General features: G+C 69.6%; 23 protein-coding genes. 13 read left to right on the plus strand and 10 right to left on the minus strand.

Translation table 11 applies throughout. From position 1 onward, the window contains the following. The first annotated feature begins 29 nt into the window (after nt 1–29). The 5 genes from metG to ACFY9S_RS06375 all read left to right on the plus strand — a co-directional run bounded on the left by metG (nt 30) and on the right by ACFY9S_RS06375 (nt 3,669). Complete coding sequence (gene metG, locus ACFY9S_RS06355; RefSeq protein ID WP_391123666.1) at nt 30–1,748, plus strand: methionine--tRNA ligase; 1,719 nt, start codon at nt 30–32, stop codon at nt 1,746–1,748. 125 nt (nt 1,749–1,873) lie between these two features. Then, the gene (locus ACFY9S_RS06360) at nt 1,874–2,239 is read left to right on the plus strand and encodes a PH domain-containing protein (RefSeq protein WP_102912345.1); all 366 of its coding nucleotides are present in this window, start codon (nt 1,874–1,876) and stop codon (nt 2,237–2,239) included. Nucleotides 2,240–2,347: 108 nt separating this feature from the next. After that, nucleotides 2,348–2,899, plus strand: coding sequence for a hypothetical protein (locus tag ACFY9S_RS06365; RefSeq protein WP_391123668.1), 552 nt, complete (start codon nt 2,348–2,350; stop codon nt 2,897–2,899). Nucleotides 2,900–2,962: 63 nt separating this feature from the next. After that, nucleotides 2,963–3,241: a hypothetical protein gene (locus ACFY9S_RS06370; RefSeq protein ID WP_391123670.1), complete on the plus strand. Its 279-nt coding sequence runs from the start codon at nt 2,963–2,965 to the stop codon at nt 3,239–3,241. Nucleotides 3,242–3,348: 107 nt separating this feature from the next. Further along, nucleotides 3,349–3,669, plus strand: coding sequence for a hypothetical protein (locus tag ACFY9S_RS06375; RefSeq protein WP_391123672.1), 321 nt, complete (start codon nt 3,349–3,351; stop codon nt 3,667–3,669). Nucleotides 3,670–3,697: 28 nt separating this feature from the next. On the opposite strand, the gene ACFY9S_RS06380 is transcribed toward ACFY9S_RS06375, so the two are convergent. From ACFY9S_RS06380 to aspS, 4 genes are all read right to left on the minus strand, one after another. Continuing rightward, complete coding sequence (locus ACFY9S_RS06380; protein WP_391123674.1) at nt 3,698–3,907, minus strand: DUF397 domain-containing protein; 210 nt, start codon at nt 3,905–3,907, stop codon at nt 3,698–3,700. Nucleotides 3,908–4,059: 152 nt separating this feature from the next. Further along, nucleotides 4,060–4,689 (minus strand): hypothetical protein, encoded by a 630-nt coding sequence (locus ACFY9S_RS06385; RefSeq protein ID WP_391123676.1) that lies wholly within the window; start codon nt 4,687–4,689, stop codon nt 4,060–4,062. Nucleotides 4,690–4,797: 108 nt separating this feature from the next. Next, the gene (locus tag ACFY9S_RS06390) at nt 4,798–6,150 is read right to left on the minus strand and encodes an MFS transporter (protein ID WP_391123678.1); all 1,353 of its coding nucleotides are present in this window, start codon (nt 6,148–6,150) and stop codon (nt 4,798–4,800) included. 324 nt (nt 6,151–6,474) lie between these two features. Continuing rightward, nucleotides 6,475–8,238 carry an aspartate--tRNA ligase gene (gene aspS / locus ACFY9S_RS06395; protein WP_391123680.1) on the minus strand — a complete coding sequence of 588 codons (1,764 nt, stop codon included), beginning with the start codon at nt 8,236–8,238 and terminating at the stop codon, nt 6,475–6,477. A gap of 179 nt (nt 8,239–8,417) precedes the next feature. Here aspS and ACFY9S_RS06400 point away from each other — a divergent pair, with 179 nt between their 5' ends. Next, on the plus strand, nt 8,418–10,556 hold the full coding sequence (locus tag ACFY9S_RS06400; RefSeq protein WP_391123681.1) for a SpoIIE family protein phosphatase: 2,139 nt from the start codon (nt 8,418–8,420) through the stop codon (nt 10,554–10,556). A gap of 297 nt (nt 10,557–10,853) precedes the next feature. Here ACFY9S_RS06400 and ACFY9S_RS06405 read toward each other — a convergent pair whose 3' ends face one another. The 3 genes from ACFY9S_RS06405 to ACFY9S_RS06415 all read right to left on the minus strand — a co-directional run bounded on the left by ACFY9S_RS06405 (nt 10,854) and on the right by ACFY9S_RS06415 (nt 14,671). After that, nucleotides 10,854–11,930 (minus strand): AI-2E family transporter, encoded by a 1,077-nt coding sequence (locus ACFY9S_RS06405; RefSeq protein WP_391123683.1) that lies wholly within the window; start codon nt 11,928–11,930, stop codon nt 10,854–10,856. Nucleotides 11,931–12,014: 84 nt separating this feature from the next. Continuing rightward, complete coding sequence (locus tag ACFY9S_RS06410) at nt 12,015–12,992, minus strand: pirin family protein (RefSeq protein WP_391123685.1); 978 nt, start codon at nt 12,990–12,992, stop codon at nt 12,015–12,017. Between the two features lie 179 nt (nt 12,993–13,171). Beyond that, entirely contained in the window at nt 13,172–14,671 is a 1,500-nt protein-coding gene (locus ACFY9S_RS06415) for an MFS transporter (RefSeq protein ID WP_391123687.1), read from the minus strand. A gap of 157 nt (nt 14,672–14,828) precedes the next feature. Here ACFY9S_RS06415 and ACFY9S_RS06420 point away from each other — a divergent pair, with 157 nt between their 5' ends. Then, nucleotides 14,829–15,566 carry a TetR/AcrR family transcriptional regulator C-terminal domain-containing protein gene (locus tag ACFY9S_RS06420; protein ID WP_391123689.1) on the plus strand — a complete coding sequence of 246 codons (738 nt, stop codon included), beginning with the start codon at nt 14,829–14,831 and terminating at the stop codon, nt 15,564–15,566. A 118-nt stretch (nt 15,567–15,684) separates the two neighbouring features. On the opposite strand, the gene ACFY9S_RS06425 is transcribed toward ACFY9S_RS06420, so the two are convergent. Next, the gene (locus tag ACFY9S_RS06425; RefSeq protein WP_031137485.1) at nt 15,685–16,149 is read right to left on the minus strand and encodes an SseB family protein; all 465 of its coding nucleotides are present in this window, start codon (nt 16,147–16,149) and stop codon (nt 15,685–15,687) included. A gap of 122 nt (nt 16,150–16,271) precedes the next feature. On the opposite strand from ACFY9S_RS06425, the gene ACFY9S_RS06430 reads away from it, so the two are divergent. The 4 genes from ACFY9S_RS06430 to ACFY9S_RS06445 all read left to right on the plus strand — a co-directional run bounded on the left by ACFY9S_RS06430 (nt 16,272) and on the right by ACFY9S_RS06445 (nt 20,769). Continuing rightward, nucleotides 16,272–17,090, plus strand: a complete 819-nt coding sequence (locus ACFY9S_RS06430; protein ID WP_391123691.1) for an intradiol ring-cleavage dioxygenase — start codon at nt 16,272–16,274, stop codon at nt 17,088–17,090. A gap of 135 nt (nt 17,091–17,225) precedes the next feature. After that, nucleotides 17,226–19,052, plus strand: a complete 1,827-nt coding sequence (locus ACFY9S_RS06435) for an acyl-CoA dehydrogenase C-terminal domain-containing protein (RefSeq protein WP_391123693.1) — start codon at nt 17,226–17,228, stop codon at nt 19,050–19,052. A gap of 75 nt (nt 19,053–19,127) precedes the next feature. Further along, nucleotides 19,128–20,426, plus strand: coding sequence for a M18 family aminopeptidase (locus tag ACFY9S_RS06440; RefSeq protein ID WP_391123695.1), 1,299 nt, complete (start codon nt 19,128–19,130; stop codon nt 20,424–20,426). A gap of 88 nt (nt 20,427–20,514) precedes the next feature. Beyond that, nucleotides 20,515–20,769 carry a DUF6458 family protein gene (locus ACFY9S_RS06445; protein WP_102908444.1) on the plus strand — a complete coding sequence of 85 codons (255 nt, stop codon included), beginning with the start codon at nt 20,515–20,517 and terminating at the stop codon, nt 20,767–20,769. Between the two features lie 45 nt (nt 20,770–20,814). Here ACFY9S_RS06445 and ACFY9S_RS06450 read toward each other — a convergent pair whose 3' ends face one another. Then, nucleotides 20,815–21,207 carry a cupin domain-containing protein gene (locus tag ACFY9S_RS06450; RefSeq protein WP_391123697.1) on the minus strand — a complete coding sequence of 131 codons (393 nt, stop codon included), beginning with the start codon at nt 21,205–21,207 and terminating at the stop codon, nt 20,815–20,817. Between the two features lie 52 nt (nt 21,208–21,259). Between ACFY9S_RS06450 and ACFY9S_RS06455 the strand changes: the two genes are divergently transcribed. Together ACFY9S_RS06455 and ACFY9S_RS06460 are read left to right on the plus strand one after the other, a co-directional pair. Beyond that, the gene (locus ACFY9S_RS06455) at nt 21,260–22,258 is read left to right on the plus strand and encodes a helix-turn-helix domain-containing protein (protein WP_391123699.1); all 999 of its coding nucleotides are present in this window, start codon (nt 21,260–21,262) and stop codon (nt 22,256–22,258) included. Next, the gene (locus ACFY9S_RS06460; protein ID WP_365250263.1) at nt 22,255–22,746 is read left to right on the plus strand and encodes an LURP-one-related family protein; all 492 of its coding nucleotides are present in this window, start codon (nt 22,255–22,257) and stop codon (nt 22,744–22,746) included. Before ACFY9S_RS06455 ends, ACFY9S_RS06460 begins: the two co-directional genes overlap by 4 nt. 9 nt (nt 22,747–22,755) lie before the next feature. On the opposite strand, the gene ACFY9S_RS06465 is transcribed toward ACFY9S_RS06460, so the two are convergent. Then, complete coding sequence (locus ACFY9S_RS06465; RefSeq protein WP_102908440.1) at nt 22,756–23,553, minus strand: carbon-nitrogen family hydrolase; 798 nt, start codon at nt 23,551–23,553, stop codon at nt 22,756–22,758. Between the last annotated feature and the right edge of the window lie 96 nt (nt 23,554–23,649).

A 23,649-nucleotide genomic window follows, 5' to 3' on the forward strand; every position in this document is an offset into this window, starting at 1 on the left:
CCCGTGTAGCGACTTGGGAGCAGCCCGCGATGGCTCGACACCTCATCACCAGCGCCCTTCCGTACATCAACGGGATCAAGCACCTGGGCAACATGGTGGGGTCCATGCTCCCGGCGGACGTGTACTCCCGCTACCTGCGCCAGCGGGGCCACGAGGTCCTCTACATCTGCGCGACGGACGAGCACGGCACCCCGGCCGAGCTCGCCGCCAAGGAGCAGGGCGTCCCCGTGGACGCGTTCTGCACGGACGCGCACCACCAGCAGAAGGCGATCTACGACGGCTTCAACCTGGCCTTCGACTACTTCGGCCGCAGCTCCTCCCCGCAGAACCACGAGATCACGCAGGAGATCGCCCGCGAGCTGAAGGCGAACGGCTTCATCGAGGAGCGTGCGATCCGCCAGGTGTACTCGAATGCCGACGGCCGCTTCCTGCCCGACCGCTACATCATCGGCACCTGCCCGCACTGCGGCTACGACAAGGCCCGCGGCGACCAGTGCGAGAACTGCACGCGCGTGCTGGACCCGACGGACCTGATCGACGCCCGCTCCGCGATCAGCGGCAGCAGCGACCTGGAGGTCCGCGAGACCAAGCACCTGTTCCTCCTCCAGTCGGCGCTGGCCGGCGAGGTCGAGGCGTGGGTCGACGAGCGTGCCGACAACTGGCCCGTCCTCGCCTCCTCCATCGCCCGCAAGTGGCTCACGGAGGGCCTGCACGACCGGGCGATCACCCGTGACCTGGACTGGGGCGTCCCGGTCCCCGCCGACACCTGGCCGGACCTCGCCGCCGAGGGCAAGGTCTTCTACGTCTGGTTCGACGCCCCGATCGAGTACATCGGCGCGACGAAGGAGTGGGCGGACCAGGACCCGGAGAACCGCGACTGGCGCTCCTGGTGGTGGAAGTCGGACGCGAACGTCCAGTACACGCAGTTCATGGGCAAGGACAACGTCCCCTTCCACAGCGTGATGTTCCCGGCGACCCTGCTGGGCACCCGCGCCCCGTGGAAGAAGGTCGACGTCATCAAGGCCTTCAACTGGCTGAACTACTACGGCGGCAAGTTCTCCACGTCCCAGCGCCGAGGCGTCTTCACGCACGACGCCCTCGACATCCTGCCGGCCGACTACTGGCGCTACTTCATGATGGCGAACGCCCCGGAGTCGGACGACTCGTCCTTCACCTGGGAGCACTTCACCGCCACGGTGAACAAGGACCTGGCCGACACCCTCGGCAACTTCGTCAACCGAGTCCTGTCCTTCTCCAAGAAGCGCTTCGGCGAGGAGGTCCCGGCAGGCGCCGAGCCCGGCGAGGCGGAGACGAAGCTGGGCGAGGAGATCACCCGCCTGCTCGCGGAGTACGAGTCCCAGATGGAGGCCATCCAGTTCCGCAAGGCCGCGGCGGCGCTGCGCGCCCTGTGGTCGGCGGGCAACTCCTACCTGGAGGAGAAGGCCCCCTGGCTGGAGATCAAGACCAACCCGGAGGGCGCCGCGCTCACCCTGCGGACGGCGATGAACCTGATCCACCTCTACGCCGTGGTCTCCGAGCCGTTCATCCCGACGTCGGCGAAGAAGATGCGCGAGGCGTTCTCCCTGGAGAACGACACGGCGGCCTGGGTCACCCAGGAAGAGGCGCGCTCCCTCACCGGCGTCCCCGCCGGCACCCCCTTCACGATCCCGCCGGTGCTGTTCGCCAAGCTCACGGACGAGGACCTGGAGTCGTACAAGGAGCGCTTCGGCGGCGAGTCGGCCGCGTAACGGTCGTAACACGCCGGCTACAGCACAGGGCCCGGGAGGACGAGAACCTTCTCCCGGGCCCTGAGCTTTGCGAAGATCGCACCAGGACGGCCACCCGGCCGCCGCGACGCATCACGGGGGTTTCCATGGCACTGTTCGGCAACGCGCACACCGTGAACCCGCAGTCGGCCCAGCAGGACTACGCCCGCCTCCTCGGCCACGGCGAACAGGTCCACGCCGCGTACCTGCTGATCCGCGACACGATCCTCTTCACCGACCGCCGCCTGATCCTGATCGACAAGCAGGGCATCACCGGCAAGAAGGTCGAGTACCACTCGGTCCCGTACCGCAGCATCACCCACTTCGCGGTGGAGACGGCGGGCACGTTCGACCTGGACGCAGAGCTGAAGATCTGGCTCTCCGGCTCCCAGCTCCCGATCCAGAAGACCTTCACCAAGGGCGTCGACATCTACGAGGTCCAGGCGATCCTGACCCAGTTCGTGGCGAGGTAGCCGGGAACGTTTCTCCCAAGCTCGAAAGAGTGAACGCCTTCCGTCCGCCGGAAATACAGTCTTCCGCCCACTTACATAGCCCACATGGTCACATCAGCCCATTAAGGCATGCATCGGATCTTCCAGGAGCAGCCTGAGATCCTTTCCCCGGTCTTCGGGGTGCTGGGCATCGCGTTCCCCGAGAAGGCGGCCGTCTACGCGATCGGTACCGACGTGACGGAAGCCCGGCCCTTGGCGCGCCACATCGACACAGTGCTGCGCATCGGCCCGTCCGACGGGGAGGACTTTCTGCTCGCGGTCGAGGCGCAGGAGAGAAGGGACACCAAGAAGGAATCGAGCTGGCCCTACTACATCTCCTACCTCCAGGCGAAGTACGGCCTGCCCGTTCTCCTGCTCGTCGTCTGTCGCGACCGGGCAACGACCAAGTGGGCGACCAGCCCCTTCTCCTGGGGCACGCGTGGCTGGATCGCCCAGATGACGTACCCCTTGGTCGTCGGACCGGACAACCTCCCAGTGATCACCGATCCGAGAACCACGGCGGAGAAACCGGCGATGGCCGTGTTCTCCGCTCTGGCTCACGCCAACAGCCCCCACATCGAGGCCATACTGGACGCACTGGGCCGAGCCCTCGCAGGGATGGACTGGAACGCCGCCAGCTAGTTCTTTCAGTTTCTCGACTCGGCGTTGGGGGACACCCTCGCCGGAGATAAATGGAGGGACATCGTGACGTTCGTCAACTACTTCCCCGGCCGGGGCACAGTGATGGAGAAGGCCTACCTCGAGGGCGAAGCCAAGGGCGAGGCCAGAGGCGAAGCCAAGGCCATCCTCCGCTTCCTCGAAGCACGGGGCGTTTCCGTCCCCCAGGAGGCCCGAAACCACATCGCTGACTGCACCGACCTTGACCTCCTGAACCGCTGGCTGGACCGAACGCCCCACGTGCAGAGCGTCGACGAACTTTTCGCCGAGGACGCTGCACCCGCGGCGGACCGGACCGAGACCTGACCCACGGGGCGATCATGTTCGACGATCTGGACACCACACCGGAACTGCACGACTTGCTCCGGTTCACCCTGACTTGCATGGGCTTGGGCATTCCGCCGGAGCGAGTCATGGGCGATCTCCGTTCCGGGCTGGAGGAACTGCGACAGCAAGGCTCCCTCTCCCTCCAGTACATGGCCCGCATCCGGGCCCGGGTGGACAAGCGGCCCGATGACGAACACGAGGACGAGGAATGGGTCCAGGGGTACACCGCCGGATACAAGGCGGCGTTGGCCGGCGCGGTCCAACGGCTCTTGGAGGCTCGTGACATCACGGTCCCCAAGGAGGTCTCCCGCCCCCTCCACCTGTGTCCGGACCCCGACACCCTCACCCTCTGGTTCGACCGATCCTTGACGGCCACCACGGCGGAGGATCTGTTCGCGGAGAAGTAAGGGCCCCAGGAGTCCAGGGCCCACCCGGTCAGCGCCCCGAAGCGTGGGCCACGAAGTCCGCCCACGCGCCGGGCGTGATCGCCAAGCGGGGGCCTTGGACGGTCTTGGAGTCGCGGACGTGCACGGTGCCGGGGGTGACGGCAAGCTCACCGCAGAGGTTGCCGTCGTTGCCGCTGCTGTAGCTGCTCTTGAACCACACCAGCTCGGAGGTGTCCCCGACAGTGCTCTTGCAGATCATGTCTCTCCCAGCAGTTGCTCGGCGAAGGCCAGCGACTCCCGCGGAGGAGGCTACGCATCATTCCCGCCACCGGAGGCTAGTGCTGTAACCGGCGAGGTTCGCCGGGGTGGCCGGCGGGCGTGAGGGACTGCAGCCTTTGTGGGGTGAGTTTTTCAGGTGGCGACGGGCCACCGCCGGGCCAGGCCGCGGAAAGGGCGGAAGCGCGCAGTGATCTCGGCCGGTTCGGCCTCGTGTGCGCTGAGGACGTAGAGACGCTGCCCGTCCTCGCTGATGTGAAAGTGCTCAGCGATCAGCTCGGATGGTGCGGCGGCGGTGCTCCGGGCGGCCAACTCGTCGGCGAGTTCACGGGCGGTTGCGGGATCTTCGGTGTCGTAGGACGCCGTGGTGAAGTATCCAACGGTGGCCTCGCGCAGCGCGATGGAGCGATGGAGCGAATAGCGGCCGGGCGGGCCGGCTGTGAACAGGCTCTGGATCGCGTTGCCGAGGGTCTGCTGGTTCTGGGGGTTGGCAGCGAACGCCCGATGGGCGTCGCTGTTGGTCCACTGGGCGTAGTTGAGGATCGTTCGGCCGTCGGATCCTTCGAGGCAGTAGCGCGAGAGATAGGCGGCGGGAAGCCGGGTGTTCTCCCAGGCGTCCATGACACCGCTCATGACTCTTTTCTGCTCTTCACGGCTCTGGGTGTGCCATTCGGAGATGAGGACGAGACCCGCGTCCGGACGGGTTGGATCGGGCAGAGCATCTGCGGCGAGCTCAAGATCATTGGCCATGGTGACAGCCTTCAACCTCAACTGCGGTAGAGGTCAAGGTCACGGGACTCATTATCGATCTCCCGCAACGGCAAGGGCCCGCCCCTTCACAAGGAGCGGGCCTCACGCCTGAGTCGGAGTGGTTCAGCGGGCCTCGCCCACTGCCGGCTTGCCCGTCACCGCCGCGATCTCCCCGCCCCCCGAACCCGTCCGCTCACCACGCTGCGTGTGCCGTACGAACGCCACCCCCACCACCGCCAGGATCGACGCCGCCGACAGCGTGTACAGGCCCCCGTTCGTGCTGCCCGTCGTGTCCTTCAGGTAGCCGAAGAGCGTGGGGGAGACGAACCCGCCCAGGTTTCCCAGGGAGTTGACCAGGGCCAGACCAGGTGCCGCGATCTTCAGGTCGAGGCCCGACTGGGCCATCGGCCAGAACAGGGTGGCCGCGCACTTGCCGCCGACCGCGGCCAGGGTCAGGGCGGCCAGGCCGAACCAGGGGGAGCCGAGTGTGGCCAGGAACGTGCCGGTGGCGGACAGGACGAGGGCGATCGCCAGGTAGGGGCGCCGGTCCGGGGCCCGGTCCGTGAAGTGGCTCATCGTGTACATCGCGATCACCGCGCAGATCCAGGGGATCGCCGACAGCAGGCCGATCTGGAACGGCGACAGGCCTCCGATCTCCTCCACCAGGCTCGGCAGCCAGAACGTGATCGCGTAGCCGGTGAGCGCCATCGCGAAGAAGACCGCGGTCAGGACCGCCACCTGCGGGTGGAAGATCAGCTTCATGCGGGACACCGACGGCGCCCGGTCCCGTGCCTGCTTGTCCCGCGCCACCGCCTCGCTCAGCGCGGCCTTCTCCTCCGGCGTGAGCCACTTCGCGTCCTGGATCCGCGAGACGAGGAAGAAGCCGGCGATGAACCCGACCAGAATCGAGAAGGCGCCCTCCAGGGCGAACATCCACCGCCAGCCGGCGATGCCCCCCGCGCCGTGCAGCTCCAGCAGCGCGCCCGTGATCGGGCCCGTCACGATGTACGCCGTCGCCGAGCCGCCCAGGAAGATCGCGCTCGCCCGGCCCCGGCTGGAGTCCGGCAGCCACTGGGTGAAGTACAGCAGCACACCGGGGAAGAAGCCGGCCTCCGCGACACCGAGCAGGAACCGCAGCCCGTAGAACATCCACACGTTGTGGATGAAACACATCGCCACGATCACCAGGCCCCAGGTGATCATGATGCGGGTCAGCCAGACCCGGGCACCGAACCGCTCCAGCCACATGTTGCTCGGGACCTCGAACAGCGCGTAGCCGATGAAGAACAGGCCCGCGCCGAGCCCGTAGGCCGTGGCGCTGACGCCGACGTCTGCCCGCAGTTCGTCCTGGACGAATCCCACGTTCGTCCGGTCCATCTGGTTGACCAGCAGCATCAGGACCAAAATCGGCAGCATGCGGCGCAGGAACTTGCCCACCGCACGCTGCTCGGCCTCCGGTATCGCGGCTTCTGACATCGTTGTCTCCCTTGCTGTGCACATACGTGAACAGCAATCACGTACGCGTTCTGGAAGGGACCTTATGGAGGCACAAGTTCCGGGTCAACGGGTTGAGCAGAAGTCCATGTATGTGAACAGGAGGCGGACGGTCAGGGCCTGCCCGCCCACGTCCGCCTCACACGTCCGCGTCAGCTCGCGGTCGCGCCGTCCTCAGCCGCCTCGGGATCGACGCCCATCCGCGACTGTGCGGAGCATGCGTAAGAGCCGGGCAGGAGCCCTGGGTACGCAAACGGCCCGGAACCGGCACCGGTTCCGAGCCACTCACGGGAGATCGCAGATCGCCTACTTCGGCTGCGGCTTGCGCACCGACAGGTGCAGCTCCTTCAGCCGTGTCTCCTCCAGCTCCGTCGGCGCGCCCATCATCAGGTCCTGGGCGTTGCCGTTGAGCGGGAAGGCGATGGTCTCGCGGATGTTGGGCTCGTCGGCGAGCAGCATGACGATGCGGTCGACGCCCGGGGCGATGCCGCCGTGCGGCGGGGCGCCGAAGCGGAACGCGCGCAGCATGCCGGCGAACTTCTCCTCGACGGTCTCGCGGTCGTACCCGGCGATCTCGAAGGCCTTGAGCATGATCTCCGGCTCGTGGTTCCGGATCGCGCCGGAGGACAGCTCGACGCCGTTGCAGACGATGTCGTACTGCCAGCCGAGGATGTCCAGCGGGTCCTGGGTCTCCAGGGCCTCAAGACCGCCCTGCGGCATGGAGAACGGGTTGTGCGAGAAGTCGATCGCGCCGGTCTCCTCGTCCTTCTCGTACATCGGGAAGTCGACGATCCAGCAGAACCGGAAGACGCCCTCCTCGAAGTGCCCGGCACGCTTGGCGGCCTCGACCCGCACCGCGCCCATGATCTTCGAGACCTCGTCGAACTCGCCCGCGCCGAAGAAGACCGCGTGGCCGGCCGCGAGCGACAGACGCTTGGTCAGCTCGGCCACGTTCTCCTCGGTGAGGAACTTCGCGATCGGGCCCGTCAGCGAACCGTCCTCGGCGACCCGCACCCAGGCCAGGCCCTTGGCGCCCTGCGAGACGGCGTAGTCGCCGAGCTGGTCGAAGAACTTGCGGGGCTGGCCCGAGACGTCCGGCACCGGCAGGGCGCGGACGTGCTTGCCGGCGAACGCCTTGAACTCCGAGCCCTCGAAGATGTCGGTGATGTCGACGAGTTCGAGCTGGGCGCGCAGGTCGGGCTTGTCGGAGCCGTACTTCAGCATCGCCTCGCGGAACGGGATCCGCGGGAAGGGCGAGGTGACGTGGCGGCCGCCGCCGAACTCCTCGAACAGCTCGGTCATGAGCTGCTCGATCGGACGGAAGACGTCCTCCTGCTCGACGAAGCTCATCTCGACGTCGAGCTGGTAGAACTCGCCCGGCGACCGGTCGGCGCGCGCGTCCTCGTCACGGAAGCAGGGCGCGATCTGGAAGTAGCGGTCGAAGCCCGAGATCATCAGCAGCTGCTTGAACTGCTGGGGCGCCTGGGGAAGGGCGTAGAACTTGCCCGGGTTCAGGCGGGAGGGGACGACGAAGTCGCGGGCGCCCTCGGGGGAGGTCGCGGACAGGATCGGCGTCGCCATCTCGTTGAAGCCCAGCGCCGTCATCTTGTGGCGGATCGCCGAGATGACCGACGTGCGCAGCAGGATGTTGCGGTGCATACGCTCGCGGCGCAGGTCCAGGAAGCGGTACTCCAGGCGCCGCTCCTCGTTGACCCCGTCCTCGGTGTTGATCGTGAACGGCAGCGGGGCCGCCGCGCCGAGCAGTTCGACCTCGCCGACCTCGACCTCGATCTCACCGGTCGGCAGCTCGGGGTTGATGTTCTCGGTCCCCCGGGAGACGACCTTGCCGTCGACGCGGACCGTCGATTCCTTGGAGAGCTTGTCGAGGGCCTCGTAGGAGGGGGTGCCGGGACGGGCCACGAGCTGCGTGATGCCGTAGTGATCGCGCAGATCGATGAAGAGGATGCCGCCCAGGTCGCGCCGATTGTGCAGCCAGCCACTCAGCCGGACGTCGCTGCCGACGTCAGAGGAGCGGAGCTCGCCGCAGGTGTGGGACCTGTACCGATGCATCGTCGTTCATCCAGTCTTCGCTGATCGGGGTCTGTGTTTCACGTGAAACGCCTCCCCAGCGTACCGGGCAGGCGAAGATCGGCTCTCCCCCGTTGTCGATCGCGTACGCGGGCGCCGCCGTTCGGGCAGGTGTCCGCTATCGGTGGCAGTGTTCGAGCGCGTCTTCTTAAAGTAGGTCAATGCGCACTGGCGAGCCTCTGCCCGCCGTGGGGGAGGCTCTCGCCGCCCTCGCGACCGGCCTGTGGCACTGGGACACCGCCACCGGACTGGTCACGGTCGATGCCGAGGCAGCCCGGTTGCTCGGGCTGCCCGCCGAGCAGGTCAGCCTCACGGAGGCCCAGGCCCGGGCCCGGCTGCACCCGGTCGACTGGAACGAGATCACCGGTGTGATCCAGCTGGCCGTGGCCGAGGGCACCCTGGCCGAGGTCCGGATCCGGATCATGGACGAGCAGGGCCGGGTCGTCCGGGTCGTCCGCAGCCGTTCCAAGCCGTCCTTCGACCGGGCCCGTAAGGCGTACCGGATGATCGGCACCCTCCAGGAGGTCACCGAGCCGACGCCGGGCACCCCGGCCGGGCGCAGCGCGGTCACCGGCGACTGGCGGCGCTCGCGGGAGGCGTTCCTGCTGGACGCGGGCCGGGCGCTGGCCGAGGCGCGCTCCACCCAGGAGGTCCTGCGGGTCACGGCGAATCTGTCGATGCCCGGCTTCTCGCCGGACGGTCTGGCGGTGTTCGGCGTCTCGGGCGATCGCCTGACGGTCATCGGCCACCACGGACAGCAGCGGGGCACCGAGAGCCCCTTCTCGGACATGCCCCTGGACACGGACTACCCGGCCGCCGAGGTGGTGCGGACCGGCCGGGCCGTGTACCTGTCCTCCGCCGAGCACTACAAGGCCCGCTACCCGCTGACCTGGCCGCTCGCCGAGCGCTTCGGCCGCCGCTCCTGGGCGTTCCTGCCGCTGACCGTGGCCGGTCGCACGATGGGCGCGTGGATGGCGGCGTTCACCTACCCGGTCGCGTTCACCCCGGACGAGCGGTCCGTGCTGGCGACGGTGGCGCGGATGCTGGCGCAGGCCCTGACCCGGGCGGGCGTGGCCGAGAGCGAGCGGGCCCTGACCGACGGGCTCCAGCGCACGATGCTGCCGAGGCTCGGACCGCAGCGCATCCCGGGCATGAGCGTCGCCGCCCGTTACGTCCCCACCGGCGGCGGACTCCAGGTCGGCGGTGACTGGTACGACGTGATCCCGCTCCCCAGCGGGCGGTTCGCGCTGGTCATCGGTGACGTCCAGGGCCATGACGTACGGGCGGCGGGGCTGATGGGCCAGCTCCGCATCGCCCTGCGTGCCTACGCCTCCGAGGGCCACCGCCCCGACGCCGTCCTTTCCCGTGCCTCCCGCTTCCTGCACGGCATCAGCGACGAGGACCCGGCCGACCCGCGTTTCGCGACCTGCGTCTACGTCGAGGTCGACCCGGCGACGGGAGTGCTGGACATCGCCCGCGCCGGGCATCCGGACCCGGCGATCCGGATGGCCGACGGCACGGTCCTGACGCGGCCGACGTCGGGCGGTCTGCCCCTGGGCATCGACCCGGACGCCGACTACCCCACGACCCGGCTCACGCTGGAACCCGGCGAGACCATGCTGATCTGCACGGACGGCCTGCTGGAGACCGGCGGTCACGACCTGGACAGCGGCTGGCAGCGGCTGCGCGTGATCCTGGAGGACCACAAGGGCGATCTGGAGGAACTCGCCGACACCCTGGTGCAGGCCGTGCACGGGCCGTCCTCGCACCACACCACCGGCCCGCTGGCGGACCGCCGCGAGGACGACATCGCGATGCTGCTGCTGAGCCGGGAGGGCGGGGGCTGCGGCTGCGGCGACGCGATGACCGTACGGCCGCCGACGCGGCGCTCGGTGCTGACCGTCGCGCAGGCCGAGCCCGAGCGGGTCGCGGTCGCCCGGCAGCAGCTGCGCGAGCTGTTGCACGACTGGGCCTCGCCCGACCAGATCGACTCGGCGGTGCTGCTGCTGTCCGAGCTGCTGACGAACGTCCTCGTGCACACCGACTCCGACGCGCTGCTGGTCGCCGAGATGACGGGCGAGGCGGGCGGGCGACGGCTGCGGATCGAGGTCACGGACGGCGGCGACGACCTGCCGCACAAACGCAGGCCCGGTGAGCTGGCGTCCTCCGGCCGCGGCCTGGTGCTGATCGAACTGCTCGCGCACGCCTGGGGGGTGGACCCGCGCGGCGAGGGCAAGAGCATCTGGTTCGAGCTCTACGAGTCCGTGAACGGCTCGGGCGACGGGTCCTGGTCACCGTAGCGTCACGCCTCCGGCACCCCCGGCCCTCGCAGCGGCAGCTCCCCACCCTCCCGGCGGCAGCTCCCGGCTCTCGCAACCGCCACGCCACCGGCGACCGCGGCCTCCCCGCTCTCCCGGCCGCCACTCCTCTGGCGCCCCCGGCCCTCGCAGCGGCAACTCCCGCTCTCGCAGCGGCAGCCTCGCGGCGGCACCCCCCCTCGCGGCGGCACCCCCCCTCGTGGCGGCAACCCCTCGCGGCGGCAACCCCTCGCGGCGGCAACCCCTCGCGGCGGCAACCCCTCGTGGCGGCCACGCCTCCTACGACGACGGCCCGGGCGGCGCCGGGTCCTGGTCGCCGTAACGGGTGCGCAGCTCCTGCACGATGCCGAAGGCCGCCGCGGTGAGCGGCACGGCGAGCAGCATGCCGAGCACCCCGGCGACGGACGCCCCGGCCGTGATCGTCACCATCACCACCGCCGGGTGCATCTGCACGGTCCTGCTCTGGATCATCGGCTGGAGCACGTGCCCTTCGAGCACCTGCACCGCGAGGACCACGCCGAACGCCCACAGCGCGATGACGAACCCCCGGTCGGCGAGCGCGACCAGCACGGCCAGGGCGCCCGAGATGAAGGCACCGAGGTAGGGGATGTACGCGCCGACGAAGACCAGCGCGCCCAGTCCGGCCGCGCCGGGCACGTCAAGGACGAGCAGTCCCACGGTGATGAGGAGGGCGTCGATGAGGGCGATGAGGGTCGTGCCGCGCATGAACCCCTCGACGGCCCTCAGCGCCCGCCGCGCCATGGCCTCCAGGGTGTCGGCCGACCCGCGGGGCGACAGGGCCCGCAGTGTTCCCGCGGCCTTGTCGGAGTCGCGCAGGAAGAAGAAGACGAGCAGCAGGGCGAGGACGGCCATGGCGATGGACTCGCCGACCACGCTGACGCCGCTGATCACGCCGGAGGCGGCCGTACCGCCGAACTTGCGCAACAGTTCCCGGGCGTTGGAGGCGAGGTCGTCCAGCGAGGTACCGGCCGCGCCGAAATGGTCGGAGATCCCGCGGGCGGCCTGCTTGAGCGAGGCGATGATCTCGTCACCGGTGTCGATGAGCGCGGCGACCACGATGTACACGGCCCCGCCGACCACGGCGACCACCGCGACACAGGTCAACCCGGCCGCGACCGACCGATGCACCCCGGTCTTCACGAGCCGCCGGTGCAGCGGCCCGAGCAAGGCGGTGCCCAGCAGCGCGAGCAGCACGGGCACCACGGCGGTGCGGATCTCCACGACCAGCAGGATCCCGACGTAGACGACGCCGGCGACGAGCAGGAGCAGCGCACACCAGGCGGCGAGGCGACGGGCGGGGCCGGGGAGGAGCGGGGCCTGCTGGGAGTCCTGCACCCCTCCACCCGATCACGCGCCCGGCGGGCCGTCCCGTCAGGAAGGCCCGCCAGGGTGACGGGGCGTCAGCCGCCCCGTGCCGCGTCAGCCCTGCGGACCGCTCGCGGTCATGCCGTGCACCGCGGGCACCGTGCCCAGGCGGCCCTTCTGGAAGTCCTCGAAGGCCTGCATGAGCTCGTCCTTGGTGTTCATGACGAACGGGCCGTAGTGGGCCATGGGCTCGCGGATCGGCTGTCCGCCGAGCAGGACGACCTCCAGATCCGGGGTGCGGGAGTCCTGCTTCTCGTCCGCGCGGACGGTCAGCGAACCGCCGGCGCCGAAGACGGCCGTCTGACCCGTGTGGACCGGTCGGCGGTCGGGGCCGACGCTGCCGCGGCCGGCCAGGACGTAGGCCAGCCCGTTGAAGTCCTCGCGCCACGGCAGCGTGAGCTCCGCACCCGGCGCGACGGTCGCGTGGACCATCGTGATCGGGGTGTGCGTGATGCCGGGGCCCGCGTGCCCGTCCAGCTCACCGGCGATGACGCGCAGCAGCGCGCCGCCGTCGGGGGTGCTGAGCAGCTGGACCGAGCCGCCGCGGATGTCCTGGTAGCGCGGGGCCATCATCTTGTCCTTGGCCGGCAGGTTCACCCACAGCTGGAGACCGTGGAAGAGACCGCCGGACATCACCAGATGCTCCGGTGGGGCCTCGATGTGCAGCAGGCCCGAGCCGGCCGTCATCCACTGGGTGTCGCCGTTGGTGATGGTGCCGCCACCGCCGTTGGAGTCCTGGTGGTCGAAGATCCCGTCGATGATGTACGTGACGGTCTCGAAGCCGCGGTGCGGGTGCCATGGCGTGCCCTTGGGCTCGCCCGGCGCGTACTCCACCTCGCCCATCTGGTCCATCATGATGAACGGGTCGAGATGGCGGTAGTTGATCCCCGCGAACGCCCGGCGCACCGGGAAGCCCTCACCCTCGAAACCGCTCGGAGCGGTCGTGACGGTCAGCACGGGACGCGCCACCGCGTCGGTCGGCGTGGTCACGCGGGGCAGCGTCAACGGGTTCTCGACGGTCACTGCAGGCATGTCGGTTCCTCCTCGTGTACGCCCAGTTTAGTTGAGCGTTGAACTTCCTGCCACCCCGAACAGAGAAAACCGGGAGGACATTCCCACCCCGGGGGACGGCGCAGCGAACCACGGGAGACCGGCATGGCGAAAGGCCGTCACCCCACTGCGGGATGACGGCCGGCCCTCGCGCGTCCGCGTCAGGCGACGAGCTCGGGCTCCTCGCTCACCGCCCCGGCGGGTTCACGCTCGCGGTCCCGCATCACCACCGCGGCCACGACCGCCGCCGCCAGAACACCGACAGCGCTGATCGTGAAGGTCGTGGACATCGACGCGGCGAAGGCCTCCCGGGCCGCCCGCACCAGTCCCGCGTCACCGCCGGCCACGGCCAGCGCCCCGCCGATGGACTCCCGGGCCTGCCCGGGGGCGCCGGCCGGCATCTCGTCCGCATAGCCGGAGGTGAGCAGCGAGCCGAGGATCGCGATGCCGAGGGCGGTTCCGGACTGCTGGATGGTGTCGTTGAGGGCCGAGCCGACGCCCGCCTTGTCCTCCGGGATGGTGCTCATCAGCGCGGCCACCGCGGCCGGCATGGCCAGACCCGCTCCCAGGCCCAGGATCCCCAGCGCCACGGCCGGGACCGTGAACCCGCTGTCGACGCCGAGGGTGGTCAGCAGCCCGAAGGAGACGGCCATCAGCAGCATCCCGCCGAGGATGACGAACCGGTTGCCCATCCGCACGGCGAGCTGCGCCCCGGCCGCGTTGCCGGCCAGCGCGGCCACGGCCAGCGGCAGGAAGGCCAGGCCCGCCTCGACCGCGGACCAGCCGAGGACGAACTGGAGGTACTGGGTCAGCACCAGCAACAGGCCGGCGTTGCCGATCTGGACGAGCGCCAGGGAGAGCGAGCCGCCGCTGAAGTTGCGGTGCTTGAAGAGAACCAGCGGAACCATCGGCGAGGGGTTCACCTTCTGCCAGGTCACGAAGCCGGCCAGGGCGGCGACCGCGACGGTCAGGACCAGGAGGGAGCGGCCTTCGAACGCGCCGTGCTGCGGAATCTCGATGATCCACCACACCAGGGCCGTCATGCCCACCGCGGACAGCACCGCGCCCAGCGGGTCCGGCTTCTGCCACGGCGCCTTCGACTCCGGCATCAGCAGGACACCGGCCAGCAGCGCGAGCCCGACGACCGGGACGTTGATCAGGAAGATGGCCTGCCAGGCGAAGTGGTCGATCAGCACTCCGCCGAGCACGGGGCTGCCGACCAGCCCCAGCATCGACACCGAGCCCCACGCGGCCATCGCCTTGGGCCGTTCGTCCTCGTCGAAGACCGTGATCAGGATCGACAGCGTCGAGGGCATGATCAGCGCCCCTCCGACGCCCATCGTGATCCGCAGCGCGATCAGCTCGCCGGGAGTGGAGCAGAACACCGCCCCCAGCGAGGCCGCCCCGAACAGCAGCAGCCCGATCAGCATCACCTTGCGGCGCCCGAAGCGGTCTCCCAGGCTCCCCGAGGTCAGCAGCAGCCCGGCGAAGACCAGGGTGTAGGAGTCGAGGATCCACTGCATGTCCTGGGCGCTCGCGCCGAGGTCCTCGGTCAGCGCGGGCACCGCGACCGTGAGCGCCATGTTGTCGACGACCAGGACCAGCGTGCTGAGGCACAGCACGATCAGGATCCACCAGCGCCGTGGATTGCGAGCGTCCATTTCCTCTTCCCCTCCTGCGAACATCTTGCGAACACCGTTCCTTCGATGCGCACACTGTACGCACAGGAGAACAGTGTGCGCAATCCTTGAGTTCTGTACGCTGGTTGCGCACGCTGTTCGCAGGCACATCGCAGAGGGTCATACAGGAGGAGCGCCCATGAGCAGGAGCAGGACGGCGGACAAGGGCCCGATCCCGTCCGTCTGGACCCGTGAGCAGCGCCGGAGCGACCAGCCCGCGCTCAGCAGGGACGCGATCGTGCGCGAGGCGATCGCGATGCTCGACACCGAGGGCATCGAGGCGCTCAGCATGCGCAAGCTCGGTGCCCGGCTGAACGCCGGCGCGACCTCGCTGTACCGGCATGTCGCCACGAAGGACGAGCTGATGGAGCTGGCGGTGGACGAGGTCGCCGCCGAGATCCACGTCCCGCCGGCCGACCGTCCCGACTGGCGCGCGGCGGTTACCGAGGCGGCCGGGTCCTTCCGCACGACGGCGCTACGGCACCCCTGGCTGACCCTCGTCCTCGGCCAGGCCGGGCTCGCCTACCTGGGGCCGAACTACATGAGCTTCTCGGAGCGACTGGCGGCCCTCTTCACGGCCGCGGGATTCCCCGAGCCGAGCCGGGCGATCGACGCCGTCTTCTCTTACGTCATCGGCATGTCCACCACGGAGGCCGCCTGGCTCACCACGGTCGCCCGCTCGGGCGAGACGGAGTCCGGGTTCGTCGCCCGCCTGCTCCCCGCGGCCCAGCAGGCCTCGGCCGGCTACGACCACCTGGCGGCCGCCGACGCCGAGACCGCCGCCCGGGCCGGCGACCCGGCGAAGCTCCGCGACGACAAGTTTGCCTACGGCTTGGAGGTCGTCCTGGACGGCCTCGCGCTGCGCCTGCCGCGATAGCGGAGCGGGCGGGTTTCAGCCGCCGCCCGCGCAGCGATGGCGTCTAGCCGTCTGCGAAGCGATGGTGTCCAGCCGCCTGCGAAGCCATGGTGTCCAGCCGCCTGCGAAGCCATGGCGTCTAGCCATACATCCGGCGCATCGCGAACTCGACCATCTGCTCGACGGCCTTCGCGTCGAACACCATGCGGTGCTCGCCCTCCATGTCGAGGACGAAGCCGTAGCCGGTCGGCAGCAGGTCCAGCACCTCGGCGCCGGTGATCACGAAGTACTTGGACTCCTTGCCCGCGTAGCGGCGCAGCTCCTTGAGCGTGCTGAACATCGGGATCACCGGCTGCTGGGTGTTGTGCAGGGCGAGGAAGCCGGGGTTGTCGCCGCGCGGGCAGTAGACCTTCGACGTCGCGAAGACCTGCTGGAAGTCCTCGGCGGCCATCTGCCCGGTGGTGAAGGCGCGCACCGCGTCCGTGAGGGAGGGCGGGGACGGCTCGGGGTACAGCGGCTGCTGCTGCCCGTACCCGCCGGACATCGGCTGCTGCGGAGGGGCGTACTGCCCTTGCGGGCCCGCTGTCTGGTCGTAGCCGTACATGAGCGCAAGCGTACCGAGAGCGGACCGGCCGTCGGGCCGGTACGGCCCTTCCGGCAAACCGACAGCGAGTCGACAGCGTCCGGTCTGTGGATCGCCGCGGCCACCGCTCGTAGCGTCGTGTCATGAACGGACGCCAGTACCAGAGCCCGCCGGAGCACGACGGAGGCCTCTCCCACGACCTCCCCGTCCTCGCCCGCCGCCGGATGATCCGGCTGATGGCGGGGGTGAGCCTGGTCCCGCTGGTGGGCTGCACGTCGGAGGAGAACCCCTCGGCGTCCCCTTCCTCGTCCGCGGGTTCCTCGTCCGCGGAGTGCGCGGAGATTCCCGAGGAGACGGCCGGCCCCTTCCCCGGTGACGGCTCCAACGGCGTAAACGTGCTGAAGGAGAGCGGGGTCGTCCGCAGCGACATCACGCGCAGCTTCGGCGACTCCGCGGGCGGCACGGCCGAGGGCGTGCCCCTGACGATCACGCTCACGGTGGTGGACGCGGCCTCCGGCTGCGGGACGCCGAAGAAGGGCGCCGCCGTCTACATCTGGCACTGCGACCGGGAGGGCGCCTACTCCCTGTACTCCGAGGGCGTCACCGAGGAGAACTACCTGCGGGGAGTCCAGGAGACGGACGACAAGGGCCGGGTCACGTTCACGAGCGTCTTCCCCGGCTGCTACCCGGGCCGCTGGCCGCACGCCCACTTCGAGGTCTACGACTCCCTGGCCGACGCCACCGCCGCCACGTCGATCACCAGCACCTCGCAGCTCGCCTTCCCCCAGGACGTGTGCGAGGCGGTGTACGCCTCGAACGGCTACAGCGGGAGCGTACGGAACCTGAGCGGCCTCTCCCTGGAGGACGACGGCGTCTTCGGCGACGGTCACGAGCGGCAGCTGGCGACGACGACCGGCAGTGCGCGGGACGGTTACACCGCGGCCTTGACCGTTCCGGTGTGACCTGTCACAGATGACCGGATGGGGTTGCGTCTTATTACTGACGGGTAGCATCATGCGTAGCTACTTGTTGGTACGTGAACTAGCGCGAGGATCCAGTGCCTCGCCGATCTCTCTAGGGAGCCGGGAGCCGTCGCCATGGGGCACTACAAGTCGAATCTCCGCGACATCGAGTTCAACCTCTTCGAAGTACTCGGGCGCGACAAGGTGTACGGCACCGGCCCGTTCGAGGAGATGGACGTCGAGACCGCGAAGAGCATCCTGGAGGAGATGACCCGCCTCTCGGAGAACGAGCTGGCGGAATCCTTCATCGACGCCGACCGCAACCCGCCGGTCTTCGACCCGGAGACCAACACCGCGCCGGTCCCCGCGTCCTTCAAGAAGAGCTACCAGGCCTTCATGGACTCCGAGTACTGGCGCCTCGGCCTGCCCGAGGAGATCGGCGGCACCACCTCGCCCCGCTCCCTGATCTGGGCGTACGCCGAGCTCATCCTGGGCGCCAACCCGGCCGTGTGGATGTACTCCTCGGGTCCGGCGTTCGCCGGCATCCTCTTCGAGGAGGGCAACGACGTCCAGAAGCACATAGCCAAGGTCGCCGTGGAGAAGCAGTGGGGCTCCACGATGGTGCTCACCGAGCCCGACGCGGGCTCCGACGTGGGCGCCGGCCGCACCAAGGCCGTGCAGCAGGAGGACGGCTCCTGGCACATCGAGGGCGTGAAGCGCTTCATCACGTCCGGTGAGCACGACATGTCGGAGAACATCCTCCACTACGTGCTGGCCCGCCCCGAGGGCGCCGGCCCCGGCACCAAGGGTCTGTCCCTCTTCCTCGTCCCGAAGTACCTCTTCGACTTCGAGACCGGCGAGCTGGGCGAGCGCAACGGCGCCTACGCCACGAACGTCGAGCACAAGATGGGCCTGAAGGCCTCCAACACCTGCGAGATGACCTTCGGCGACCAGCACCCCGCCAAGGGCTGGCTGATCGGCGACAAGCACGACGGCATCCGCCAGATGTTCCGCATCATCGAGTTCGCCCGCATGATGGTCGGCACGAAGGCCATCTCCACGCTCTCCACGGGCTACCTGAACGCGCTGGAGTACGCCAAGGAGCGCGTCCAGGGCCCCGACCTGGCGAACTTCATGGACAAGACGGCCCCCAAGGTCACCGTCACCCACCACCCCGACGTGCGCCGCTCGCTGATGACGCAGAAGGCGTACGCGGAGGGCATGCGCGCCCTGGTGCTCTACACGGCCTCCGTCCAGGACGAGATCCAGTTCAAGGAGGCCGCCGGCGAGGACGTCTCCGCCCTGGAGGCCCTGAACGACCTGCTCCTGCCCATCGTCAAGGGCTACGGCTCCGAGAAGGGCTACGAGCAGCTCGCCCAGTCGCTCCAGACCTTCGGCGGCTCCGGCTTCCTGCAGGAGTACCCGATCGAGCAGTACATCCGGGACTCCAAGATCGACACCCTCTACGAGGGCACCACGGCGATCCAGGGCCAGGACTTCTTCTTCCGGAAGATCGTCCGCAACCAGGGCGCCGCGCTGAACTCCCTCGCCGAGGACATCAAGAAGTTCCTGGCGCTCGGTGAGGGCGGCGAGGAGCTCGGCGCGGCCCGCGAGCACCTCGCCAAGGCCGCGGTCGAGCTGGAGGCCATCGTCGGCCTGATGCTCACCGACCTCGCCGCCACCGAGCAGGACGTCAAGAACATCTACAAGGTGGGCCTGAACACCACCCGCCTGCTGATGGCCTCCGGTGACGTCGTCGTCGGATACCTGCTGCTCAAGGGCGCCGCCATCGCCGCCGAGAAGCTGGAAACGGCCTCCGCCAAGGACAGGTCCTTCTACACCGGCAAGATCGCCGCCGCGAAGTTCTTCGCCGCCAACGTCCTGCCGGGCGTCACCCTGGCCCGCAAGGTCGCCGAGGGCGTCGAGCTGGACCTGATGGAGCTGGACGAGGCCGCGTTCTAGTCCCGCACGTACCCTGTTCGAGGGCCTGTTCCCCTACGCCGGGAACGGGTCCTCGTCCGTCGTTAAGGTGAAGCCATGACCCAAGCAGCCCGCTTCGACCGCGGCCACACCGACGACCTCATGACCTTCCTTGCGGCGAGCCCCACGCCGTACCACGCCGTGGCCACAGCCGCCGAACGGCTGGAGAAGGCGGGCTTCAGGCAGGTCGCCGAGACGGACGCCTGGGACGGGACGTTCGGCGGCAAGTACGTGCTGCGCGGCGGGGCGATCGTTGCCTGGCACGTGCCGGAGGGCGCGGCGCCGCACACGCCGTTCCGGATCGTCGGGGCCCACACCGACTCGCCCAACCTGCGCGTCAAGCCGCTGCCCGACAGCGGGGCGCACGGCTGGCGCCAGGTGGCCGTGGAGATCTACGGCGGACCGCTGCTCAACTCGTGGCTGGACCGCGACCTGGGCCTCGCGGGCCGTCTCACCCTGCGCGACGGCTCGACGCGCCTGGTCAACGTCGACCGCCCGCTGCTGCGCGTCCCGCAGCTCGCCATCCACCTGGACCGCTCGGTGACGGCCGACGGCCTCAAGCTCGACAAGCAGCGGCACATGCAGCCGGTCTGGGGCCTCGGCCGCGACGTCCGCGACGGCGACCTGATCGCCTTCCTGGAGGAGACGGCCGGCATCCCCGCGGGCGAGGTCACCGGCTGGGACCTGATGACACACTCCGTGGAACCGCCCGCCTACCTGGGCCGCGACCAGGAGCTGCTGGCCGGCCCGCGCATGGACAACCTGCTGTCCGTGCACGCCGGCACGGCAGCGCTCGCAGCCGTCGCCTCGTCGGCCTGGCAGCCGGCCTCCATCCCGGTCCTGGCCGCCTTCGACCACGAGGAGAACGGCTCCCAGTCGGACACGGGCGCGGACGGGCCGCTGCTCGGCAACGTGCTGGAGCGCTCGGTCTTCGCCCGCGGCGGCTCCTACGAGGACCGGGCCCGCGCCTTCGCCGGCACGGTCTGCCTCTCCTCCGACACGGGCCACGCCGTGCACCCCAACTACGCGGAGCGGCACGACCCGACGCACCACCCGCGCGTCAACGGCGGCCCGATCCTCAAGGTGAACGTCAACAACCGCTACGCCACGGACGGTTCGGGCCGCGCCGAGTTCACGGCGGCCTGCGAGGCGGCCGACGTGCCCTTCCAGTCGTTCGTCTCCAACAACTCCATGCCCTGCGGCACCACGATCGGCCCGATCACCGCCGCACGGCACGGCATCAGGACGGTCGACATCGGCGTGGCCATCCTGTCGATGCACAGCGTGCGCGAACTGTGCGGCGCCGACGACCCGTTCCTCCTCGCGGGCGCGCTGACCGCGTTCCTCGAGAGGTAGAACGGCCCGTCACCGCATGGGTGTTCCCCTCGGGGGTACCCGGTGTTCCGGGACCGGAACGACCGGACCGTACAGGGAGGCGACACACATGGGCCTCGGCGGATGCATCATCCTCATCGCCGTGGGAGCCATCCTCACGTTCGCGACCGACTGGGACATGCAGGGGGTCAACCTCGACCTCGTCGGCATCATTCTGATGATCGTCGGACTGATCGGCGTCACCACGTTCAGCAGCATCGCCAGGCGCCGACGCGTGGTGGTGCCCCCCACGACACAGGTCGTCGACGACCCGGCAGTGCACCACCACCGCCGCGACGGCTACAGCGACGGATACGGGGTGTAGGACAGCGAGGTCCGCCCCGGGCCGCGTCGCATCCGCTGCCCCGAATCAGCTCAGGGCATGGCCCGTCGTGGCGTCCACGTGGGCCGGGACCTTCTCGTGGCGGTCACCGACCGTGAGGGTGCCCGTGGGTTCGAACATGAGGATCGCCGTGGGGACGGAAGCGGACGGCTTGTGTTCGGTGCCGCGCGGCACCGTGAAGACGCTGCCCCGGGGCAGTACCACCGAGCGCTCGCCGGCCGGCTCGCGCAGGGCGATGCGCAGTTCACCGTCGAGGACGAGGAAGAACTCATCGGTGTGGTCGTGGACGTGCCAGACGTGTTCGCCCTCCACCTTGGCGACGCGGACGTCGTAGTCGTTCACGGCGGTGACGATGCGGGGGCTCCAGCGGTCGGTGAAGGAGGCCAGGGCCTGGGCGAGGGAGACGGGTTCCTGAGTCATGGGGGAATCCTGCGGGGTGCCGTGCACGTCGTGCGAGTGCTAGGAATCGCACATGTCGCAAGAATCCTCGCAGCGCCCGCACCGGGTCGCCGTGATCGTCGACGAGGGCACCAACCCCTTCGAGGTCGGTGTGGCCACCGAACTGTTCGGGCTGCCGCGGCCCGAACTGGGGCTGTCCGAGCCGTTGTACGAGGTGACGCTCTGCGCGCCCGCGCCGGAGATCCGGATGAACCACGGCTTCTTCACTCTCACCGGCGTCCGCGGCCTGGACACCGTGGCGGAGGCGGACACTCTGATCGTGCCGGGTCGGCCTGACAACGTCGTACCGCGCGGCCCCGACGTCCTCGACGCCATCCGGCTGGCACACGCGCGTGGCGCCCGGGTCGTGAGCTTCTGCACCGGCACCTTCGCCCTCGCCGAGGCCGGCCTGCTGGACGGGCGGAGGGCGGCGACCCACTGGCGCTGGGCGGACTCCTTCCGCCGGCTGCACCCGAGGGTGCTGCTGGAACCGGACGTACTGTTCGTCGACGAGGGCGATCTCCTCACCGCCGCCGGCAGCGCCGCCGCGCTCGACCTCGGGCTGTACATCTGGCGGCATGACCACGGCGTGGAGATCGCCAATCACGTCTCCCGCCGGCTGGTGTTCGCCGCGCACCGCGACGGCGGGCAGCGGCAGTTCGTGGAACGGCCGGTCCCTCAGGTGCGGGACGAGTCTCTGGCCCCGCTGCTGGCGTGGGCGCAGGAGCGGCTGGGCGAGACCCTGTCGGTGGCGGATCTGGCCGCACGCGCGCGTGTCAGTCCCGCCACGCTGCACCGCCGCTTCCGCGCCCAGCTCGGGACGACCCCGCTCGCCTGGCTGACGGGGGAAAGGGTGGCGCTGGCCTGCCGGCTCATCGAGCGGGGTGAGGAGCGGCTGGACGTGGTGGCGTCCAGGAGCGGGCTCGGTACGGCCACCAACCTGCGGGCGCGGCTGCGGCAGGTGACCGGGCTCAGCCCGTCGGCCTACAGACGGCGTTTCGGGAGCGGCGGCGGGGAAGCCCTGGTGTCATGAGATTCCTCGTGTACGACCGGCTCCTCGGTTTCGGTGACGACTACTGGATCGAGGACGACCACGGCAGCAAGGTCTTCCTCGTCGACGGCAAGGCCCTGCGGCTGCGGGACACCTGGGAGCTGAAGGACACCCAGGGGCGCGTCCTCGTCGACATCCACCAGAAGATGCTCGCCCTGCGCGACACCATGGTGCTCCAGCGGAGCGGGGAGCCGCTGGCGACCATCCGCAGGAAACGGCTGTCCCTGCTGCGCAACCACTACCGGGTGTCCCTCGCCGACGGCAACGAGCTCGACGTCAGCGGCAAGATCCTCGACCGGGAGTTCGCCGTCGAGTACGACGGTGAGCTGCTGGCGGTGATCTCCCGGCGGTGGCTGACCGTACGGGACACCTACGGCGTGGACGTCGTGCGGGAGGACGCGGACCCGGCGCTGCTCATCGCGGTGGCGGTGTGCGTGATCCACCTGGCGGAGAAGGAGCGGGAGGACTGAGAGCGCCGGTCAGGGCCTGCGCGGCGGCTGGAGTCCCAGCATCCGGTCCTTCAGCGCCGGGAACTGCTCCCGGGTCGCCGCGACCTTCCCCGGGTCGAACTCCACCGTGAGGACCTCCTCGCCGGCTCCGGCCTGCGCCAGCACCTCGCCCCAGGGGTCGACCACGATCGAGTGACCGGCCTGGGGAACTCCGGCGTGCGTACCGGCCGTTGCGCAGGCGAGGACGAACGACTGGTTCTCCACGGCCCGCGCCTGGGCCAGCAGCGTCCAGTGGGAGCGGCGGCGCTCCGGCCAGCCCGCCGACACCACGAGCGTCTCGGCACCGGCGTCGACGAGACCGCGGTAGAGCTCGGGGAAACGGAGGTCGTAGCAGGTGGACAGGCCGAGGGTCGTCCCGGGCAGACGCACCGTCACCAGCTCGGAGCCCGCGCCCATCAGCACGGCCTCGCCCTTGTCGAAGCCGAAGCGGTGGATCTTGCGGTAGGCGGCGGCCAGGTCACCGGAGGGCGAGAAGACCAGGGAGGTGTTGTAGAGCGGCCCGTCGGGGTCCCGCTCCGGGATGGAACCCGCGTGCAGCCACACACCCGCTTCGCTCGCGGCCTTCGCCATCGCCTCGTACGTCGGCCCTTCGAGCGGCTCGGCCTCGCGCCCGAACTCCTCGTAGGCGAAGGCACCCGTGGTCCACAGCTCCGGCAGGACGACGAGGTCGGCCCCGGCCTGCTCCCGGACCGTCCCCGCCACGCGTCGGCGGCGCGCTTCGACCGATTCGTCCTCGTTCACGGCGATCTGGATCACAGAGGCGCGCACACTACCACCGTCCTGGCATTCGAGCCGTTCACACGGGCCTACGATCGTCACACGAAAGCACTGCCGGGGTGCCTCACAGCAGCGTAACTTAGCTCG

Origin of the sequence: Streptomyces sp. NPDC012474, from assembly GCF_042955185.1 — a bacterium.
Classification (GTDB): domain Bacteria; phylum Actinomycetota; class Actinomycetes; order Streptomycetales; family Streptomycetaceae; genus Streptomyces; species Streptomyces cahuitamycinicus.

What these genes read in the sequence shown, in the direction of transcription:
- metG (WP_391123666.1), top strand. Translation starts at nt 30, where the DNA reads ATGGCTCGACACCTCATCACCAGCGCCCTTCCGTACATCAACGGGATC.
- ACFY9S_RS06425 (WP_031137485.1), bottom strand. Translation starts at nt 16,149, where the DNA reads ATGTACGGCTACGACCAGACAGCGGGCCCGCAAGGGCAGTACGCCCCT.
- ACFY9S_RS06455 (WP_391123699.1), top strand. Translation starts at nt 21,260, where the DNA reads ATGTCGCAAGAATCCTCGCAGCGCCCGCACCGGGTCGCCGTGATCGTC.
- ACFY9S_RS06460 (WP_365250263.1), top strand. Translation starts at nt 22,255, where the DNA reads ATGAGATTCCTCGTGTACGACCGGCTCCTCGGTTTCGGTGACGACTAC.
- ACFY9S_RS06435 (WP_391123693.1), top strand. Translation starts at nt 17,226, where the DNA reads ATGGGGCACTACAAGTCGAATCTCCGCGACATCGAGTTCAACCTCTTC.
- ACFY9S_RS06440 (WP_391123695.1), top strand. Translation starts at nt 19,128, where the DNA reads ATGACCCAAGCAGCCCGCTTCGACCGCGGCCACACCGACGACCTCATG.
- ACFY9S_RS06365 (WP_391123668.1), top strand. Translation starts at nt 2,348, where the DNA reads ATGCATCGGATCTTCCAGGAGCAGCCTGAGATCCTTTCCCCGGTCTTC.
- ACFY9S_RS06360 (WP_102912345.1), top strand. Translation starts at nt 1,874, where the DNA reads ATGGCACTGTTCGGCAACGCGCACACCGTGAACCCGCAGTCGGCCCAG.
- ACFY9S_RS06380 (WP_391123674.1), bottom strand. Translation starts at nt 3,907, where the DNA reads ATGATCTGCAAGAGCACTGTCGGGGACACCTCCGAGCTGGTGTGGTTC.
- ACFY9S_RS06375 (WP_391123672.1), top strand. Translation starts at nt 3,349, where the DNA reads ATGGGCGATCTCCGTTCCGGGCTGGAGGAACTGCGACAGCAAGGCTCC.
- ACFY9S_RS06410 (WP_391123685.1), bottom strand. Translation starts at nt 12,992, where the DNA reads ATGCCTGCAGTGACCGTCGAGAACCCGTTGACGCTGCCCCGCGTGACC.
- aspS (WP_391123680.1), bottom strand. Translation starts at nt 8,238, where the DNA reads ATGCATCGGTACAGGTCCCACACCTGCGGCGAGCTCCGCTCCTCTGAC.
- ACFY9S_RS06430 (WP_391123691.1), top strand. Translation starts at nt 16,272, where the DNA reads ATGAACGGACGCCAGTACCAGAGCCCGCCGGAGCACGACGGAGGCCTC.
- ACFY9S_RS06445 (WP_102908444.1), top strand. Translation starts at nt 20,515, where the DNA reads ATGGGCCTCGGCGGATGCATCATCCTCATCGCCGTGGGAGCCATCCTC.
- ACFY9S_RS06420 (WP_391123689.1), top strand. Translation starts at nt 14,829, where the DNA reads ATGAGCAGGAGCAGGACGGCGGACAAGGGCCCGATCCCGTCCGTCTGG.
- ACFY9S_RS06450 (WP_391123697.1), bottom strand. Translation starts at nt 21,207, where the DNA reads ATGACTCAGGAACCCGTCTCCCTCGCCCAGGCCCTGGCCTCCTTCACC.
- ACFY9S_RS06400 (WP_391123681.1), top strand. Translation starts at nt 8,418, where the DNA reads ATGCGCACTGGCGAGCCTCTGCCCGCCGTGGGGGAGGCTCTCGCCGCC.
- ACFY9S_RS06390 (WP_391123678.1), bottom strand. Translation starts at nt 6,150, where the DNA reads ATGTCAGAAGCCGCGATACCGGAGGCCGAGCAGCGTGCGGTGGGCAAG.
- ACFY9S_RS06415 (WP_391123687.1), bottom strand. Translation starts at nt 14,671, where the DNA reads ATGGACGCTCGCAATCCACGGCGCTGGTGGATCCTGATCGTGCTGTGC.